Source organism: Streptomyces sp. 35G-GA-8, from assembly GCF_023534745.1.
GTDB lineage: Bacteria > Actinomycetota > Actinomycetes > Streptomycetales > Streptomycetaceae > Streptomyces.
Map to the genome: position 1 here is coordinate 307,680 of NZ_JAMHJQ010000009.1, position 17,850 is coordinate 325,529.

General features: G+C 69.7%; 17 protein-coding genes. 7 read left to right on the plus strand and 10 right to left on the minus strand.

The genetic code is table 11. From position 1 onward, the window contains the following. Positions 1-70: 70 nt before the first annotated feature. The 6 genes from M1203_RS22505 (at position 71) to M1203_RS22530 (ending at position 9,011) form a co-directional block, all read left to right on the plus strand. Positions 71-826 (plus strand): response regulator transcription factor, encoded by a 756-nt coding sequence (locus M1203_RS22505; RefSeq protein WP_283958882.1) that lies wholly within the window; start codon positions 71-73, stop codon positions 824-826. Beyond that, on the plus strand, positions 823-2,583 hold the full coding sequence (locus tag M1203_RS22510; RefSeq protein WP_249951574.1) for a cell wall metabolism sensor histidine kinase WalK: 1,761 nt from the start codon (positions 823-825) through the stop codon (positions 2,581-2,583). Before M1203_RS22505 ends, M1203_RS22510 begins: the two co-directional genes overlap by 4 nt. A 25-nt stretch (positions 2,584-2,608) precedes the next feature. Beyond that, positions 2,609-4,006 carry a bifunctional glycosyltransferase family 2/GtrA family protein gene (locus M1203_RS22515; protein WP_249951575.1) on the plus strand — a complete coding sequence of 466 codons (1,398 nt, stop codon included), beginning with the start codon at positions 2,609-2,611 and terminating at the stop codon, positions 4,004-4,006. Next, the gene (locus M1203_RS22520) at positions 4,003-6,207 is read left to right on the plus strand and encodes a glycosyltransferase family 39 protein (protein ID WP_374403668.1); all 2,205 of its coding nucleotides are present in this window, start codon (positions 4,003-4,005) and stop codon (positions 6,205-6,207) included. Before M1203_RS22515 ends, M1203_RS22520 begins: the two co-directional genes overlap by 4 nt. A gap of 133 nt (positions 6,208-6,340) precedes the next feature. Continuing rightward, on the plus strand, positions 6,341-7,969 hold the full coding sequence (locus M1203_RS22525) for an MFS transporter (protein ID WP_249951576.1): 1,629 nt from the start codon (positions 6,341-6,343) through the stop codon (positions 7,967-7,969). A gap of 190 nt (positions 7,970-8,159) precedes the next feature. After that, positions 8,160-9,011: a TetR/AcrR family transcriptional regulator gene (locus M1203_RS22530; RefSeq protein ID WP_249951577.1), complete on the plus strand. Its 852-nt coding sequence runs from the start codon at positions 8,160-8,162 to the stop codon at positions 9,009-9,011. 92 nt (positions 9,012-9,103) lie between these two features. Here M1203_RS22530 and M1203_RS22535 read toward each other — a convergent pair whose 3' ends face one another. From M1203_RS22535 to M1203_RS22550, 4 genes are all read right to left on the minus strand, one after another. Next, a complete protein-coding gene (locus M1203_RS22535; RefSeq protein WP_249951578.1) occupies positions 9,104-9,568 on the minus strand; it encodes a PPOX class F420-dependent oxidoreductase in 465 nt (154 codons plus the stop codon). 118 nt (positions 9,569-9,686) lie between these two features. Next, the gene (locus M1203_RS22540; RefSeq protein ID WP_249951579.1) at positions 9,687-10,523 is read right to left on the minus strand and encodes a YceI family protein; all 837 of its coding nucleotides are present in this window, start codon (positions 10,521-10,523) and stop codon (positions 9,687-9,689) included. Between the two features lie 154 nt (positions 10,524-10,677). Then, a complete protein-coding gene (locus tag M1203_RS22545; RefSeq protein WP_249951580.1) occupies positions 10,678-13,161 on the minus strand; it encodes an MFS transporter in 2,484 nt (827 codons plus the stop codon). 13 nt (positions 13,162-13,174) lie between these two features. Further along, positions 13,175-13,660: a MarR family winged helix-turn-helix transcriptional regulator gene (locus M1203_RS22550; protein ID WP_249951581.1), complete on the minus strand. Its 486-nt coding sequence runs from the start codon at positions 13,658-13,660 to the stop codon at positions 13,175-13,177. A gap of 368 nt (positions 13,661-14,028) precedes the next feature. Here M1203_RS22550 and M1203_RS22555 point away from each other — a divergent pair, with 368 nt between their 5' ends. Continuing rightward, positions 14,029-14,238 carry a hypothetical protein gene (locus M1203_RS22555; protein WP_249951582.1) on the plus strand — a complete coding sequence of 70 codons (210 nt, stop codon included), beginning with the start codon at positions 14,029-14,031 and terminating at the stop codon, positions 14,236-14,238. Between the two features lie 123 nt (positions 14,239-14,361). On the opposite strand, the gene M1203_RS22560 is transcribed toward M1203_RS22555, so the two are convergent. From M1203_RS22560 to M1203_RS22585, 6 genes are all read right to left on the minus strand, one after another. Beyond that, on the minus strand, positions 14,362-15,228 hold the full coding sequence (locus tag M1203_RS22560) for an RNA polymerase sigma factor SigF (RefSeq protein ID WP_030349953.1): 867 nt from the start codon (positions 15,226-15,228) through the stop codon (positions 14,362-14,364). 234 nt (positions 15,229-15,462) lie between these two features. Continuing rightward, positions 15,463-16,293, minus strand: a complete 831-nt coding sequence (locus tag M1203_RS22565) for an RNA polymerase sigma factor SigF (protein ID WP_249951583.1) — start codon at positions 16,291-16,293, stop codon at positions 15,463-15,465. Positions 16,294-16,468: 175 nt separating this feature from the next. After that, positions 16,469-16,762 carry a Dabb family protein gene (locus tag M1203_RS22570; RefSeq protein WP_249951584.1) on the minus strand — a complete coding sequence of 98 codons (294 nt, stop codon included), beginning with the start codon at positions 16,760-16,762 and terminating at the stop codon, positions 16,469-16,471. Between the two features lie 106 nt (positions 16,763-16,868). Beyond that, entirely contained in the window at positions 16,869-17,033 is a 165-nt protein-coding gene (locus tag M1203_RS22575) for a hypothetical protein (RefSeq protein WP_249951585.1), read from the minus strand. 79 nt (positions 17,034-17,112) lie between these two features. Then, a complete protein-coding gene (locus M1203_RS22580) occupies positions 17,113-17,370 on the minus strand; it encodes a hypothetical protein (RefSeq protein WP_249951586.1) in 258 nt (85 codons plus the stop codon). A 121-nt stretch (positions 17,371-17,491) separates the two neighbouring features. Continuing rightward, positions 17,492-17,800 carry a hypothetical protein gene (locus tag M1203_RS22585; RefSeq protein ID WP_249951587.1) on the minus strand — a complete coding sequence of 103 codons (309 nt, stop codon included), beginning with the start codon at positions 17,798-17,800 and terminating at the stop codon, positions 17,492-17,494. Positions 17,801-17,850 lie beyond the last annotated feature (50 nt).

Genomic DNA, 17,850 nt, shown 5'->3' on the forward strand with positions numbered 1-17,850 from the left:
AATTCGTTTCTCAGGGATTTCACAGGAAGCGACAAGGTCAATCTCAGAGGCCGTCCCCAGGGTGAAGAGCATGACCATCACCTCGCCCCGGGGGCGTACCGAAATGCTCAGGCCGGACGGGAGCCCCGTCCGCGTGCTTGTCGTCGACGACGAGACCTCGCTCACCGAGCTGCTGTCCATGGCCCTGCGGTACGAAGGCTGGGAGGTGCGCAGCGCCGGTGACGGCGCGGGCGCCATGCGTTCGGCGCGGGACTTCCGTCCCGACGCGGTCGTGCTGGACGTGATGCTGCCCGACATGGACGGGCTGGCGGTGCTGGGGCGGCTGCGTCATGAGCTGCCGCAGGTGCCCGTGCTCTTCCTCACCGCGAAGGACTCCGTGGAGGACCGGATCGCCGGACTGACCGCGGGGGGTGACGACTATGTCACCAAGCCGTTCAGCCTGGAGGAGGTCGTGGCGCGGCTGCGCGGACTGATCCGGCGGTCCGGCGCGGCGGCCGTGCGCAGTGAGTCGTTGCTGGTCGTGGGGGATCTGACGCTCGACGAGGACAGCCATGACGTCACCCGCGACGGGCAGTCCATCCATCTGACCGCGACCGAGTTCGAGCTGCTGCGCTATCTGATGCGCAATCCGCGCCGGGTGCTGAGCAAGGCACAGATCCTGGACCGGGTGTGGTCGTACGACTTCGGCGGCCAGGCCAATGTCGTCGAGCTGTATATCTCCTATCTGCGGCGGAAGATCGACGCCGGGCGCCCGCCGATGATCCACACCCGGCGCGGGGCCGGCTATCTGATCAAGCCCGGTGAGCCGGGCGACGCCCCGCGATGAAGGGTCGTCGGCGCGGGGCGACGAAGCGGCGCTGGTCCTTGCGGACGCGGCTCGTCGTGTCGGCGGTCGCGCTGATCGCGATCGTCGGTGCGGTGATCGGGGCGGTCACGACGATCGCCTACCGCTCGTATCTTTACGACCAGTTGGACACGCAGGTGCAGGCCGTCGCCAAGCGGGCCGCGGGTCCGCCGCCGGGAAGGGCGGCGAGCAGCGGCGAGAACGGACCGACGGACGCCGCGGGGAACGGGGCGGCGCAGGACGGCACCGGGAACGGCACCGGCGACCGGCCATCCGACACCACCCTCGAGGGCAAGGACCCGCTGAAAGTCGTCACGGGCGGCGGCGCACCCGTGGGTACGGTCGCTGTCGAGCTGGCGGCCGACGGCTCCGTCGGCCGGGGGCTGATGAGCGCCCTGCAGAAGAACGAGAACACATGGCCACCGGTCGCTGAAACGCCGCTCAGCGCAGCGCAGAAGGCGGCCATAGCGGCCGTCCCGCGCGACGGCACGGCCCACACCGTCACGCTGCCCGACGGCGCCGACTACCGGATCCAGTACGTCGACGGCGTCAACGGCGCCTACCTCGTCGGTATACCCGCCGCCCAAGTGCAGGACAGTCTCAGCACCCTGGTGCTCGTGGAGGTCTGTGTCACCGTCGCCGGGCTGATCGCCGCCGGTATCGCGGGCAGCGCCCTCGTCGGCGTCGCGCTGCGACCGCTCAGGCGCGTGGCCACGACCGCCACCCGGGTCTCCGAACTGCCGCTGCACAGGGGTGAGGTTGCCCCGCTCGCACGGGTCCCCGCCGCCGAGGCCGATCCACGCACCGAGGTAGGACAGGTCGGCGCGGCCCTCAACCGCATGCTGGGGCATGTCGGGTCCGCACTCGCGGCCAGGCAGGAGAGCGAGACGCGGGTACGGCAGTTCGTCGCCGACGCCGGCCATGAACTCCGTACACCCCTCGCCTCGATCCGGGGATACGCCGAGCTGACCCGGCGCGGACGCGAGAAGACCGGCCCCGACACCCGGCGCGCGCTCGGCCGTATCGAGGCCGAGGCGGAACGCATGACCGGCCTGGTCGAGGACCTGCTGCTGCTGGCGCGGCTCGACGCCGGACGCCCGCTCTCGTACGAGAGCACTGATCTCTCCCCTCTCGTCGTGGACGCGGTGAGCGACGCCCATGCCGCCGGACAGGACCACCACTGGCGCCTTGAACTGCCCGAGCCGGACGAGCCGTCCGCCACGGTGTACGGCGACGCCTCCCGCCTCCATCAAGTGCTCGTCAATCTCCTCGCCAACGCCCGTACGCACACCCCGCCCGGCACCACCGTCACCGCACGCGTCCGCAGGAGCGACAGCGGGTACTGGGACGGGGGACTGTGGGATGTCTGGTCGTTGGGCGCCGGCCCTTCCGTCGTCCTCGAAGTGCAGGACGACGGCCCCGGCATCCCTCCCGAGCTGCTTCCGCATGTCTTCGAACGCTTCGCGCGCGGAGACGCGTCACGCTCCCGCGCGGCCGGCTCCACGGGTCTCGGCCTGGCGATCGTCCAAGCGGTCGTCACCGCCCACGGCGGGACCGTCACCGTACAGAGCGTCCCCGGCCGGACCGTGTTCTCCGTACGTCTGCCCGACCCGCACGGGCACGGGCAGGGGCAGACCCACCCCTCACACGGACAGCAGCATCAGCATCGGCCCCAGCAGGGCTCGTGGGGGACCGGCCGTGACTCACAGACGGGGCACAGCCTCACCACACTGCCGTGACAGCGCGCCTCGCGAATGTCGAACCATGCGAACCGACACTTCATGGGGCACACTCCCGGCCCGGGAGCATCTCCCGGTCGAGGTGACCGATGCCCCCGTACTTGACGTGACGATCCCCGTCTACAACGAGGAGCAGGACCTCGAACCATGTGTGCGGCGCCTGCACGAACACCTCGCCCGCACCTTCCCGTACAGCTTTCGCATCACGATCGCCGACAACGCCAGTACCGACCGGACCCCCCAGGTCGCGGCCCGGCTCGACACGGAGATTCCGGAGGTACGCGCGTACCGTCTGGAGCAGAAGGGCCGCGGCAGGGCGCTCCGTACCGTGTGGTCGCACTCCGACGCGCCCGTCCTCGCCTATATGGATGTGGATCTGTCCACGGATCTCAACGCACTCCTCCCACTGGTGGCGCCGCTGATCTCGGGCCACTCGGATCTGGCGATCGGGTCGCGGCTGTCCCGTTCGTCACGGGTCGTACGCGGCCCCAAGCGCGAGTTCATCTCGCGGGCCTACAACCTCATCCTCAAGTCCTCTCTCTCCGCGCGCTTCAGCGACGCGCAGTGTGGGTTCAAGGCCATACGGGGTGACGTCGCCCAGCGGCTGCTGCCGATGGTCGAGGACACCGGGTGGTTCTTCGACACAGAGATGCTCGTGCTCGCCGAACGCGCCGGACTGCGGATCCATGAAGTCCCGGTGGACTGGATCGACGACCCCGACAGCACGGTGCATATCGTCAAGACCGCGGCCGAGGATCTCAAGGGCGTCTGGCGGGTGGGGCGGGCACTGGCGGTGGGCGCGCTGCCTCTGGACCGGCTGGCCAGGCCATTCGGGGATGACCCGAGAGACCGCCGGATCGGTGGGGTGCCCGGCGGACTCGCCAGGCAACTGGTCGGCTTCTGCTTCGTGGGCGCCCTGTCCACGCTCTTCTATCTTCTGCTGTACTCCGGCTTTCGTTCAATGGCGAGTCCACAACTCGCCAACGCGGCGGCTCTGCTGGTCTCCGCGATCGCCAACACCGCCGCCAACCGGAGGCTCACCTTCGGGGTGCGGGGCCGCGAGCGGGCCGTACGTCACCAGGCCCAGGGCCTGGTCGTCTTCGCCATCGGACTCGCCCTGACCAGCGGTTCACTGGCGGCCCTTGACGCGGCCACGGGCACCCCCTCTCACTCCACGGAGCTGGCCGTGCTGATAGCCGCCAACCTCGCCGCGACGGTGCTGCGCTTCCTGCTCCTGCGCGCCTGGGTCTTCCCCGAGCGCCGTACGGACGACTTCCCCGCCCGCGACACCGCTACGTCCTCCGCCACCGCTCCCGCCACAGCCACAGCCACAGGTACAGGCACGGGCACAGGCACCGGCACCGCTCCCGCTCCTGCTTCCTCTTCCGACACCGCCGACCTCGACCCAAGGACCGCACGATGACCACGATCCTTCAGCCCGACGGCCCTCCGGCGATGGCGGCCCAACAAAGCCATCGCGCCTCCGGCCGCGCCCTCCGCTTCTGGCGGGGCAGGGCCGAGGACGCCGCCTGGGTACGCCCGGCCCTGCTCGCCATCCTGCTGGTCGCAGGGCTGCTCCAGCTGTGGCATCTGAGCGATTCCGGTTACGCCAACTCCTTCTACTCCGCCGCCGTGCAGGCGGGCAGCGAGAGCTGGAAGGCCTTCTTCTTCGGCTCCTCCGACGCGGCGAACTCCATCACCGTCGACAAGCCCCCGGCCGCACTCTGGCCGATGGCCCTGTCCGTAAGGCTCTTCGGGCTCGGATCGTGGCAGATCCTGGTGCCCGAGGTGCTGATGGGGCTCGGCACGGTGGCGGTGCTGTACGCCGCCGTACGCCGCCGCTTCAGCGCCGTCGCCGGGCTGACCGCGGCCGTGGTGCTGGCGCTGACGCCCGTCGCCGTCATGATGTTCCGCTTCAACAACCCGGACGCGCTGCTCGCCCTGCTGATGACCACCAGCGTCTACTGCGTGCTGCGTGCGCTGGAGGCCGGACGGACCAAGTGGCTGGTGTGGGCGGGGATCGCGATCGGGTTCGCGTTCCTGACCAAGACGCTTCAGGGCTTTCTGATCCTGCCGGCGCTGGCGCTGGTGTACGCGGTGTGCGCGCCCACGTCCGTACGGCGCCGGTTCGGCCAGCTCGCGCTGGCCGGTCTCGCGCTCGTCGTCTCCGGCGGCTGGTGGGTCGCGATCGTGGAGCTGTGGCCCGCCTCCTCGCGTCCGTACGTAGGCGGCTCCCAGACCAACTCCTTCCTTGAACTGACCTTCGGTTACAACGGTCTCGGCCGGATCAACGGCGAGGAGGCCGGAAGCGTCGGCGGTGGAGGCGGCGGCGGGGGCGGGCGCGGCGGCGAGACCGGAATCGGCCGGATGTTCAGCGAGTCCATCGGCGGTCAGATCTCCTGGCTGCTCCCCGCCGCTCTGCTGCTGCTCGTCGTCGGACTCGTCGTGACCCGGCGGAGCGCGCGTACGGACACGGCCCGCGCCGCGTTCCTGGTGTGGGGCGGCTCGCTGCTGGTGACCCTCGGGGTCTTCAGCTTCATGGCCGGAATCTTCCACGAGTACTACACGGTGGCACTGGCGCCGTACATCGCGGCCGTCATCGGCATGGGCGTCACCGTCCTGTGGGAGGAGCGCGCCGGGATCCTGGCGTCGGCGACGCTGGGGATCGCGGCGGCGGGGACGGCGGTATGGGCGTACGTACTGCTCGGCCGGACCCCGGACTATGTGCCGTGGCTGCGCTGGGCGGTCCTGATCGGCGGCCTGGCGGCCGCGGTGGGGCTGCTCGTCGCGGGCAGGCTCGGCCGGCCGCTCGCGCTCACGGCGGCGGGGCTCGCGATCGCGGCCTCGCTGGCCGGGCCGCTCGCGTACACGCTGACCACGGTCAACACCGCGTACCGGGGCTCCATCATCACGGCGGGACCGGCCTCGGCGCGGGGCGGCCCCGGCGGATTCGGCGGCGGTGGGGCCCGGGGCGCCGGTGGCGCCGTCGAGGCAGGGATGGTGCCTCCCGGCCAGCGGGCAGCGGGCCAGGCTCAAGGCCAAGGCCAAGGCCAGGCGCAAGGCCAAGGCCAGGGACAGGCACAGCGGCAAGGCCAAGGCCAGGGGCAGGGCCAAGGCCAGGGACAAGCTCCGGCCGCCGGCGGTGGCCTGCCCCAACTGCCGCCGAACGGCGCGCTGCCCGAGGGCTTCAGGGGCGGTATGGGCGGCGGAGGCGGCATGGGCGGCCTACTCAACGGCCAGACGGTCAGCTCCGAGGTCGAGGCCGCGCTCAAGAAGGACGCCTCCGACTACACCTGGGTCGCGGCGACCATCGGCTCCCAGAACGCGGCCAGCTATCAACTCGCCACCGAGAAGCCCGTCATGGCGATCGGCGGCTTCAACGGCAGCGATCCGTCCCCCACCCTCGACCAGTTCAAGCAGTACGTCGCGGACGGAAAGATCCACTACTTCCTGTCGGGCGGCGACGACGCCCGTGAGGGCGGCGGTGGCGGCGGTGGCGGCGGTGGTGGTGGCCGGGGCGGTGGCCTCGGCTCGAACTCCGGGATCTCCACATGGGTGGAATCCACCTTCAAGAAGGTCACCGTGGACGGCGCGACCCTCTACGACCTGACCCAGCAGGTCTGACCCAGGAGGCCTGATCCAGAAGCCCTGCCCCACAGCGGGGCCCGTCTGGCGAGAAAAAGACGCTATACGGCGTAAGGGAGGCTCTTGTACGGTGTACGGCGACGGTTCCCGTACACCGTACAAGGAGTCCTCCATGACGGCGACAGCCGCCGAGCACCGCACCGCCCCCGCACGACATCCGCAGCGCTGGCTGATCCTCGGTGTCATCTGTCTCGCCCAACTCACCGTGCTGCTCGACAACACCGTCCTCAGCGTCGCGATTCCGTCCCTCACCCGCGAGCTGCACGCCTCCACCGCCGACATCCAGTGGATGATCAACGCCTACTCCCTGGTCCAGTCGGGCCTGCTGCTCACCGCGGGCAACGCCGCCGACCGCTACGGCCGCAAGAAGCTGCTGATCGTGGGCCTCGTGCTGTTCGGGATCGGCTCGCTGGCCGCCGGACTCGCCCAGACCAGCGGCCAGTTGATCGCCGCCCGCGCCGGGATGGGCGTCGGGGGCGCGCTGCTGATCACCACGACCCTCGCCGTCGTGGTCCAGCTGTTCGACGACACCGAGCGCGTCAAGGCGATCGGTATCTGGTCGACCGTCAACTCCCTCGGCTTCGCCGCCGGTCCGCTGATCGGCGGCGCCATGCTCGACCACTTCTGGTGGGGCGCGATCTTCCTCATCAACATCCCGGTCGCGGTGCTCGGAGTGATCGCCGTCGCCACGCTCGTACCGGAGTCGAAGAGCAAGGAGGGCGACCGCCCCGATCTGCTCGGCGCGCTGCTCTCCACCATCGGTATGACGGCCGTCGTGTACGCGATCATCTCCGGGCCCGACCACGGCTGGCTCTCCGGACAGGTGCTGCTCTCGGCCTCCGTCGGCCTGGTCGTCCTCGGTCTGTTCGTCCTCTGGGAGCTGCGCGTCCCGTATCCGATGCTCGACATGCACTTCTTCCGCGACCAGCGCTTCATCGGGGCGGTGGCGGGAGCCGTCCTGGTCGCCTTCGGGATGACCGGTTCGCTCTTCCTGCTGACCCAGCATCTCCAGTTCGTCCTGGGCTACGGGCCGTTGGACGCCGGTCTGCGTACGGCTCCGCTCGCGGTCAGCGTCATCGTCCTGAACCTCGCGGGCGTGGGCGCGCTGGCCGTACGGAAGCTCGGTACGCCGGGCACCATCGCGCTCGGCATGGTCCTGGTGTCCGCGGGGCTCGCCGCGATCGCGTTGCTCGGCGCCCATGGTTACGGCGGGATGCTGCTCGGCCTGGTCGTGATGGGCGCGGGTGTCGCCCTCTCCATGCCGGCCATGGCGAACGCCATCATGAGCGCGATCCCGCCGGAGAAGGCGGGCGTCGGCGCGGGTATCAACGGCACGCTCGCCGAGTTCGGCAACGGTCTCGGCGTCGCCGTCCTGGGCGCCGTGCTCAACTCCCGCTTCGCCGCGCTGGTCCCGGCGGCGGTGGGGGCCGCCTCGCTGCCCGCCGCGCTCGCGGCCGCTGACGGGGACGCGGAACGGCTGAGCATCTCCGACGCGTTCGCGTCGAGCCTGGAGACCAGCCAGCTGGTCGGGGCCGTGGCCGTACTGGCGGGCGGTCTGCTGGCCGCGCTGCTGCTGCGCAGGGCCGAGCGCGCGAACCCCTCGCCGGGATCGCCGGGATCTCCGGGATCTCCGGGAACTTCAGGAACTCCGCGAACTTCAGGAACTCCGGAATCTCCTGGAACTCCGGGCTCCGTCGGCTCTCAGGGCTCCCCGTCGGACTCCGTGTCAGGGGCGGCATAGCATCGGAAGAGCGGCAGGCGTCCGGGCTCCGGCTCATCGGAACATCCGATCGTCATCTCGGTCGTCGCCTCGGTCGTCGCCCCGGTCCCCGGAGACGGACGGCAGGGGCCTGCGCCGGCCGGGGCCTGAGCCGGGCAGCGAAGTGGAGTCCGGCCGAAGCCCGGCCGGCGGGAACCGAGGAGGCTCACCCATGGTGCCGGAAGCCGATCGCGCCAAGCGGCGGACCCGTACCAGCGTTTGGCTGGAGGGCAAGCCCGCGGGCCGCGGCCGCAGAAGCGAGAACTCGGACCACCCCGCCGGCCTGGACCGCGACCGCATCACGGCGGTCTCGGTACGGCTGCTCGACGCGGAGGGCCCTGCGAAGTTCTCCATGCGACGGCTGGCCGCCGAGCTGGGGGTGACCGCCATGTCCCTCTACTGGTACGTCGACACCAAGGACGACCTCCTGGAACTCGCCCTGGACTCCGTCTTCGGCGAGGTCAAGGTCCCCGACATGACCGACGAGGACGCCGACTGGCGCGACCAGCTGCGCGAACTGGCCACCAGCTACCGGGCGGTGCTGGTCAGGCACCACTGGGTCTCGCCGCTCATCGGCCGGTATCTGAATATCGGCCCGCACTCGATGGCCTTCTCGGCGGCCGTCCAGACCGTCATGGACCGGACGGGCCTGGCGCCGCACGGCCGGATGGGCGGGCTGGCGGCGGTCTTCCAGTTCGTGTACGGATTCGGCACGATCGAGGGCCACTTCGTACAGCGCTGCGCCGACGCCGGGCTGACCCAGGACGAGTACTTCCATCAGGCGATGGGCGCCATCAACGAACAGCCGCGGTTCCAGGAGTCGTTCGAGAGCGCGGACGAACTGATGGAGGCGCGAGGCGGCGATACGGTGGCGGAGATGCGCCAACGCGACTTCACGTTCGCGATCGAACTCCTCATTGCGGGCATCGAGACGATGCGGGAGCGCGGCTGGTCCCCCGCGGGACACCGCGCCGGGGCGGCGGACGGGCCCCACGAGCCGAGCGGGGGCGGGCCCCGCGACTGAACCGGTGGACGGGACGGCCGGCCCCCGCCCGACTGGCCGGCCCCCCGACCGTCCAGCCCCTCCCACCGGCCGCCCCGTCCCGCCCCTAACGGTTACGAGACGAGACGGGCCGGGAAGCCGCCCGTGGCAAGCGGACTCCAGCGCTCCGGGGTGATCCGGATGATGGACTTCCCCTGCTTCACCATCGCCTCTCGGTACTCGTCCCAGTCGGGGTGCTCCCCCGCGATGTTCCGGTAGTACTCGACCAGCGGCTCGACCGACTCGGGGGAGTCGATCACCTCGGCCGTACCGTCGACCTGGACCCAGGGACCGTTCCAGTCGTCCGACAGGACGATCACGCTCACCCGCTCGTCCCGCTTGGCGTTCCGCGTCTTGGCGCGCTCGGGGTACGTGGAGACGACGATCCGGCCCGAGTCGTCGACCCCGCAGGCGAGCGGGGAGCCCTGCGGCCGGCCGTCGGAACGGGTGGTCAGCAGGATCGCGCGGTGCCTGGGACGTACGAACTCCAGCAGCCCGGCGAGGTCAACGGCCTTGTTCGTTGCGATATTCGGTGCCATGCCGCGCAGCCTACGACCTCGGAGCCCGCCCGCCGGCAACCACACTCCTCGCCGGAGCCACACCGTCCCCAAGACTCCCCAGGACTCACCTGGGTGTCACACGAGAGCCGCACGGCCATCACGCCCCCGGCAGGCTCTCGCCCTGTACCGCCTGGACGTCCAGCTCCACCCGTAGCGTCGTCCCGATCATCGAGATCCCCGCCTGCACCACCTGGTTGTAGTTCATGGCGAAGTCCTCCCTGTGCAGCTCCGCGGTCGCGCGGAAGGCGGCCCGTACCCCGCCCCACGGGTCAGGCCCGGTGCCCAGGTAGCTCAGGTCCAGGTCCACCTCGCGTACGACGCCGTGCAGCGACAGCAGTCCGTGCACCGTCCAGCGGTCGGGGCCCGCCGGGGTCAGCCCCGTACTGCTGTAGGTGATCTCCGGGAAGCGCTCCACGTCGAGGAAGTCGGGCGACTTGAGGTGCTTGTCCCGCAGCGCGTTGCCGGTGTCGATGCTCGCCGCGCTGATGACCGCGTCGACGCGCGACGCCTCGGCCTCATACCCGCCTGCCGCGCCCCCCGAGATCTCGATCCGTCCCCCGAACTCCGTGAACCTCCCGCGCACGCTGGAGATCCCCAGATGCTGTGCCACCGCGCTCACCGCCGTGTGCGCCGGATCCAGGCTCCAGGTGCCCGGTGGCGGCAGTTCGACCCCGCCCTGCCTGGCCAGCACCACCGTGCCGACCTCGGCCCGCCCGCTCGCCGTGACCAGCGCCGTGGAGGCGACGGGCGCGTAGCCGACGGCCGTCACGACCACGGTGTACGGACCCGGTGCCAGCTCCGCGTCGGTCCGTACGGCGCCGTTCTCGTCGGCGCTCTCCCGCAGCACCTGCGTACCGCTCATATTGGTCATGGTCACGACCGCGTGGCGCACCGCCCAGCCGTCCCGCGTCCGTACCTGTCCGCGAAGTCCCATCCCGTTTCTCTCTCCCTCGGTCTCATAAAGAGCCGGGCCCCGGCCGGGGGCGGGCAGGCCGTCCCCTGCCCGCCGCCCCCGCCACCGGAGCCCGTTTCCGCACCCGACCGACGCGCCGCCCGCTACAAGCGCCGCGCGACCCGGGGGGTTTCCATTACTCGCCGGGGTGAGCGAGTTCGATGTCGTGCCCGTCGACCCCGCGCCCGGTGACCGTCAACGAGCCCGCCACCGGCGGGTAGCCGGTCGCGATGACCGTGTACTCGCCCGAGTCCAGATCGGCGAAGGCGTACGCCCCGTCCTCCCCGGTCGTCGCCGTCGCGACCACGTTTCCGGCCGCGTCGACCAGCGTCACCCGGGCGTCGTGCGCCGGGCGGCGGGCCGCGCCCGCCCTGACCGTGCCCTGGACCAGGGCGCCGGAGAGGAGGACGGCCTCGACACGCGTGACGCCCTGGCCGGCTATCTCCACCGGCAGGGCCAGCGGACGGAAGCCCGCGGCGTTCACCGCGACGGTCACATATCCGGGGACCAGCTCACTGAAGCCGAACTCGCCCTGCTCCGACGACTTCCCGGTGGCCAGCACATCGCCGCGCACGTCGGTCACGATCACCATCGCGCCCTCGATCGGGTACCCGCCGTCCGCGGCGCGCACGGCACCGGTGAGACCGCTCGTACCGGAGAGCAGGATGTCGTACGAGACCGGTCCGTCCCCGACGACCACCGTGGACGCCTGCGGCTGGAAGCCGTCGGCGGAGGCGATCAGTACGTACGAGCCCGCGCCCGGCGCGTCCAGGACATAGCCGCCGTCGGACTGGGCGACCGAGCGGGCCAGCTGCCGGCCGCCCAGGGAGATCAGGGTGACGGCGGCGCGGGGCACCGGCGTGCCCTCGGAGCCGAGCACCACACCCTGTACGGCGGTGCCCGGCGGGGGTGCCGCCGCCAGGGACGGCGTCGTTCCGGACAGCGCCGGTATCGCGCCGTTCGCCGCGGTCGGAGCGGTCGGAGCGGTCGGCGTGCTCGTCACGGCGGGAGCCGCGACCTCCGCCGTCTCACCGCCGGCCCGCGACTTCAGCGCGACCTCCTTGATGAAGAGCGTCAGCAGCAGCGCGACCAGCGCGGCCGGTGCCGAGTAGAGGAAGACATCGCCGACGCCATGGCCGTACGCCACCTCCATGACCGTCCGCAGCGGCGCGGGCAGCGTGTCCAGGTTCGGGATGGCGCCGCCACCGGTGCCCCCGTGGCCCAGGGCCGCACCCTGCGGACCGAGGTCGGCCAGCCCCTCCTTGACGTAGTGCGTGACCCGGTTTCCGAGCACCGCGCCCAGCGCCGAGACACCGACCGCACCGCCCAGCGAGCGGAAGAAGGTGACGGTCGAGCTGGCGGCGCCGAGGTCCTCGGGGGAGACCTGGTTCTGTGTGCACAGGACCAGGTTCTGCATCATCATGCCGACGCCGAGACCCATCAGCGCCATGTAGATCGCCATGTGCCAGTACGGGGTGTCGTACCGGAGGGTGCCCAGCAGCCCGAGCCCGGCAGTCACCAGCACACCACCGCTGACCAGCCAGACCTTCCAGCGTCCCGTCTTGGTGATGATCATGCCGGAGACGGTGGAGGAGATGAACAGACCACCGATCATCGGGATGGTCATGACCCCGGACATCGTCGGCGACTTGTCGCGCGCCAGCTGGAAGTACTGGCTGAAGAAGACCGTGCCGGCGAACATCGCGATACCGACGAAGAGCGAGGCCAGTGAGGCCAGCGTGATCGTGCGGTTACGGAAGAGCCGCAGCGGGATGATCGGCTCGCGTGCCTTGGACTCGACGAGGATGAACGCGGCGCCGAGCACCACCGACCCGCCGACCATGGCGTACGTCTGCCAGGAGATCCAGTCGTACTTGTTGCCCGCGAAGGTGACCCAGACCAGCAGCAGTGAGACGGCCGCGCTGATGAAGAAGGCCCCGAACCAGTCGACCTTGACCCCTTCGCGCTTGATGACCGGGAGCTTCAGGGTCTTCTGGAGCACGATCAGCGCGATGACGGCGAACGGGACGCCGACGTAGAAGCACCAGCGCCAGCCCAGCCAGGTGGTGTCGGTGATGACACCGCCGAGCAGCGGGCCGCCGACGGTGGCGACGGCGAAGGTCGCGCCGAGGTAGCCGCTGTACCGGCCGCGCTCGCGCGGCGCGATCATCGCGGCCATGACTATCTGGGCGAGGGCGGAGAGACCGCCGACGCCGATGCCCTGGACCACCCGGCAGGCGATCAGCATCCCGGCGCTCTGCGAGAGGCCGGCCACGATCGAGCCCGAGACGTAGATGACCAGGGCTATCTGAACCAGGAGCTTCTTGCTGAAGAGGTCGGAGAGCTTGCCCCACAGCGGCGTGGTCGCCGTCATCGCCAGCAGCGACGCGGTCACCACCCAGGTGTAGGCGCTCTGTCCGCCGCCCAGGTCGGAGATGATCTCCGGCAGCGCGTTGGAGACGATCGTCGACGACAGGATCGCGACGAACATGCCCAGAAGCAGCCCGGAGAGCGCCTCCATGATCTGACGGTGTGACATCGGCGCGCCGGTCGCGGGGGCGGCGCCGCCCCCGTGCTTGGCGTGGACGCCCCGCACACCCGTTGGTGTGGTCGTAGCCATTGAATTCCTTGTCTTACGTCTCTTGCCGCATGGGTGTACGGGTGTACGAGTCTTGGTAGCGCCAGTCCCGGCAGTCGCCGAAGCTGTTGCGCAGCCGCTCCAACATCGTGGCCAGCTGCCCGACCTCGTCGTCGGTCCAGTCGTCGAGCGTCCGTGCGAACATCTCGGTCGTCCGCCGGGCGAGCTCGTTGATCAGCTCCAGGCCCGCCGGGGTGAGCCGCAGGATGCGTGAGCGCTTGTCCGCCGGGTCCGGGGACCGCTCGATCCAGCCGCGCTCGGCGGCGTGTGCGACATGCCTGCTGGTCACCGACATGTCGACGGCGAGCAGCTCGGCGAGCCGGCTCATCCGCATCTCGCCGTGCCGGTCGAGCAGGGTCAGTACGGCGGCGGTGCCGGCCGGGCACTCGGCCGGCAGGATGCGCGCCAGCCCCCGTTTGACGGCGCCGATGGCACTGAGCTGTCGGGCCAGTTCCGCGTACTGACTCTGTGCTGCGGCCATGGGCCCTCCCGACATCTTGTTGCTTGGGGCAACCATAGAACCATAGAAGCCGTTGGTTGCTGCAGGCAAACGAAAACGGGCTGAGTGGAGTAAAGGAACCCAAAAGGCTTCGCATGGCCGAGGTCAATGCCCGGCGCGGGAGCTGTCGCGGAGCTGTCAGCGGGTCGGTCACGGGGCTGTCAGCGGGTCAGTCGCGGGGCTGTCAGCGGGTCAGTCAGCGGGTCAGTCGCGGGGCTGTCATGTCACGGGCGCTGTCCGGGAGGGCGTATCGGTCGGGCGTATCAGTCGGGGCGTATCGGCCGGGGCGTATCAGTCGGCGGCGGGCCCGGCGTTGGCCGCGATCCGCGCGTTCGCTAGGGTCCTGGCGTATGGCACACAACCCCCATGCCCCGCAGGGCCCCCAGGGCAATCCCGACCCCGCGGGCAGCACCCAGATGTTCCGTGCGTTCGTCGACGACGGCGAGCCGCAGCGCCGGCAGGCGCCGCCCCAGCAGAGCGGGCCGAAGGTCGGAGTGATCGTCGGCGTTGTCGCGGCCGTCGTGGTCCTGGCCGTGGTGGCCTGGCTGGCCTTCGCCTGACCCGGTCCCGAAGCCCGGTTCCGAAGCCCGGTCCCGTAACTCCGCTCCGTCACCCGGTCCGGTCGTTCCGAACCCCGCCCGCGACATCGCCCGAGAACGGGCGAGGGGCGGGGTCCGCGGGCCTCAGTCCGAGATCAGGCCTTCCCGCAGCTGCGCGAGCGTACGGGTCAGCAGCCGCGAGACATGCATCTGGGAGATGCCCACCTCTTCGCCGATCTGCGACTGGGTCATGTTCGCGAAGAACCGGAGCATGATGATCTGGCGTTCGCGGGGCGGCAGTTTGGCCAGGAGCGGCTTGAGTGACTCGCGGTACTCGACGCCCTCAAGCGCCATGTCCTCGTAGCCGAGCCGGTCCGCGAGCGAGCCCTCCCCGCCGTCGTCCTCCGGCGAGGGCGAGTCCAGCGAGGAAGCGGTGTACGCGTTCCCGACCGCGAGACCGTCGACCACGTCCTCCTCCGACACGCCCAGTACGGCGGCGAGTTCGGGGACGGTCGGCGAGCGGTCCAGCTTCTGTGCCAGCTCGTCGCTGGCCTTCGTCAGCGCGAGACGCAGCTCCTGGAGCCGGCGCGGCACCCGCACCGACCATGAGGTGTCCCGGAAGAACCGTTTGATCTCGCCGACGACGGTCGGCATGGCGAACGTCGGGAATTCCACGCCCCGTTCGCAGTCGAACCGGTCGATCGCCTTGATCAGGCCGATCGTGCCGACCTGGACGATGTCCTCCATGGGCTCATTGCGGCTGCGGAACCGGGCCGCCGCGTAACGCACCAGCGGCAGATTCAGCTCGATGAGGGTGTCACGTACGTAGGTGCGCTCCGGGCTGTCCTGATCCAGCACGGCGAGCCGCAGGAACAGGGAGCGGGACAGAGTGCGGGTGTCGATGGCTTCCGGCTGGGACACACGCGGCTGGACCACGTGGTCGAGAGCATCGGGCGCGGGAGCGCTCTTTGTGAGCGTGAGCACCTTCGAGCTGCCCTGTTCTACGGACATGCCACCCCCTTGAGGTCGCGGACGGTCGCGTCGGCCGCTCCCGTCGGTGGAACGCAGCCTCCACCTGAATACCGGAGCCGGGAGTGCGGCAAACGCGGTTCCAGCAGAATGTCACATGTCGGCAACACGCTGTAGTGACATGTCGACAAGTGAGCGCTGGATCCGCCCTGGAAAGAGGGGGTGTGGGGCTTTTCGAGCGGCGAAAGGGAGTCGAAGTGGGTCTACCCCTGTGGGTTACGACTCGATCCGATTTGCGGATCGCAGTCGGGCAAAGCTTCTGGCCAGAAGTCTTGACACATGCATCTGAGAAACCCCCAATTCCTGACTGATCTGGGACTGCGTCAGGTTGTTGTAGTAGCGCAGCATCAGGATCCGCTGCTCCCTCTCGGGCAGCTGTACGAGCAGATGCCGCACCAGATCGCGATGCTCGACCCCGGCCAGCGCCGGGTCCTCGTAACCGAGCCTGTCCAGCAGGCCCGGGAGTCCGTCACCCTCCTGGGCGGCCTCCAGTGAGGTCGCGTGGTACGAACGCCCCGCCTCGATGCAGGCCAGTACCTCGTCCTCGGAGATCTTCAGCCGCTCGGCGATCTCGGCGGTCGTGGGGGAGCGGCCGTGCGCCGTCGTCAGGTCCTCGGTCGCGCCGGTGACCTGTACCCACAGCTCGTGCAGTCGACGGGGGACATGGACAGTCCGCACATTGTCCCGAAAGTAACGTTTGATCTCGCCGACGACGGTCGGCATCGCGAACGTGGGGAACTGAACCCCGCGATCCGGGTCGAACCGGTCGATGGCGTTGATCAGGCCGATCGTGCCGACCTGGACGACATCCTCCATGGGCTCATTGCGGCTGCGGAACCGGGCCGCCGCATAGCGCACCAGTGGCAGATTCGCCTCGATGAGCGCTCCGCGCACCCGGGTGTGTTCCTCGCTGCCCGGCTCAAGCCCTTTCAGTTCGGCGAAGAGGACCTGGGTCAGCGCCCTGGTGTCCGCGCCCCGGCTCTGTGACGTGGGGCGGGGCTCGGTCTCGATCTGGGGCAGCAGTTGAGGCGTAGTACTGGCCGGCACGGTGACGCCACCCCTTTGCGGTCGACTACGTCAACTCATCCGTCAAAAGCGGTCATAGCATCACAAGACATGTCCACTGTGTGCAAGCACCTGAAAAAACCGTGTTGACGGCAAGATGGAGCAATAAACCCAAAAGCCCCACACCGAATGGGTGCGGGGCGAGGAGGCGGGAGGCTCAGAACTCGTAGTCGGCGATCACCCAGGTGGCGAATTCACGCCACTGCGCGACGCCCGCCTGGTGTGCCGGGTGGTCCAGATAGCGCTGGAGCGCATCGTGATCGGCGACCGCCGCGTTGATGGCGAAGTCATAGGCGATCGGGCGGTCGCTGATGTTCCAGGCGGACTCCCAGACCTCCAGCTCGGGCACCTGCCCGCCGAGCTCCTTGAAGGCCTTCACCCCCGCGACGACACGCGGCTCGTCGCGCGAGACACCCTCGTTGAGCTTGAAGAGGACCAGGTGGCGGATCACGGGCACTCCTTGGAGGACGCGGGAAAGAGATAGAGGGCGCGGACCCGGGTGGCGCGGGCCGGTGGCGTGGGCCGGGGCCGCGGATCGGTCCGTAACGGAGCGTCGGTCAGTTGATGAGTTCGGACATGAACTGGCCGACACCCTGAGCGGCGCTGGAGATGCCCTCGAACCCTACCTGGACAAGATCGGCGGCCCGGGCAGGCGACGTGATGATCGTGTACAGCACGAAGACGGCGACCGCGTACAGCACTATCTTTCTCGCTTGCCCCATGCGCCGCTTCCTCCCCTGTCTTCCCAGTGCGGTCGCGCGTGAGTCTAACCGTATGAACACCTGTGCCCAGAGGTCGCTCTCACACACGACTCGGCCCCGGGGGCGGGGGCCCACCCGGCCGCTCGATCCGCGCCTGCTCCACCAGCTCCGGATAGGGGTCCTCCTCGTCCAGGTCCGACGCGTGCAGCGTCATGACCGACCACGGGACCGGACAGGGCGGGGCGTGGTCGGGGTCCGGGCAGAGGATTCTGGTGATCTGCTCCTTGATCTCGTCGGCCTGCTGCCGCGTGGCATACACGCCCAGCCGCACTTCCCAGATGCTCCGCTCCTCGGACATCGCCGGCCTCCTGCTGGCACCCATTGAAGTGAATGACGAAGGACAAAGAAAAAGAAGTGGACAAAAAGGGGCGGGGGCGAATCGGACGCCTCCCGCCCTTTTCGGACGACCTTTTTGGACGCTACCAGACGCGCTTCGCGTCGCAGTGGCGCTTGTAGTGGTTGGGCGGAACGGGGACGTTCCGCTTGGCGTCGTTGATCGCGGCCTCCTTGGAGTTGCCGCTGCCGTCCGCGCGGTCGTAGCCGATGACGTTGTTGTCGCTGATGCGAACAATCTGGCACTGGACCGTCGCGTGCCAGGTGCGCTGGATCGAGATCCCGCCCCGGGGAGCGGCCTCGGGGAAGGTCGTGGCGGAGGCGGCGGGCGCGACGAGGCCGCCGAGGGCGAGGGTCATCGCCCCCACGGTCAGCGCGGTACGGAACTTCTTCACGGGGTCCTCCTGGGTTCGGTGAAGCACGGGACGTGCGTTCTGTGCAGCCG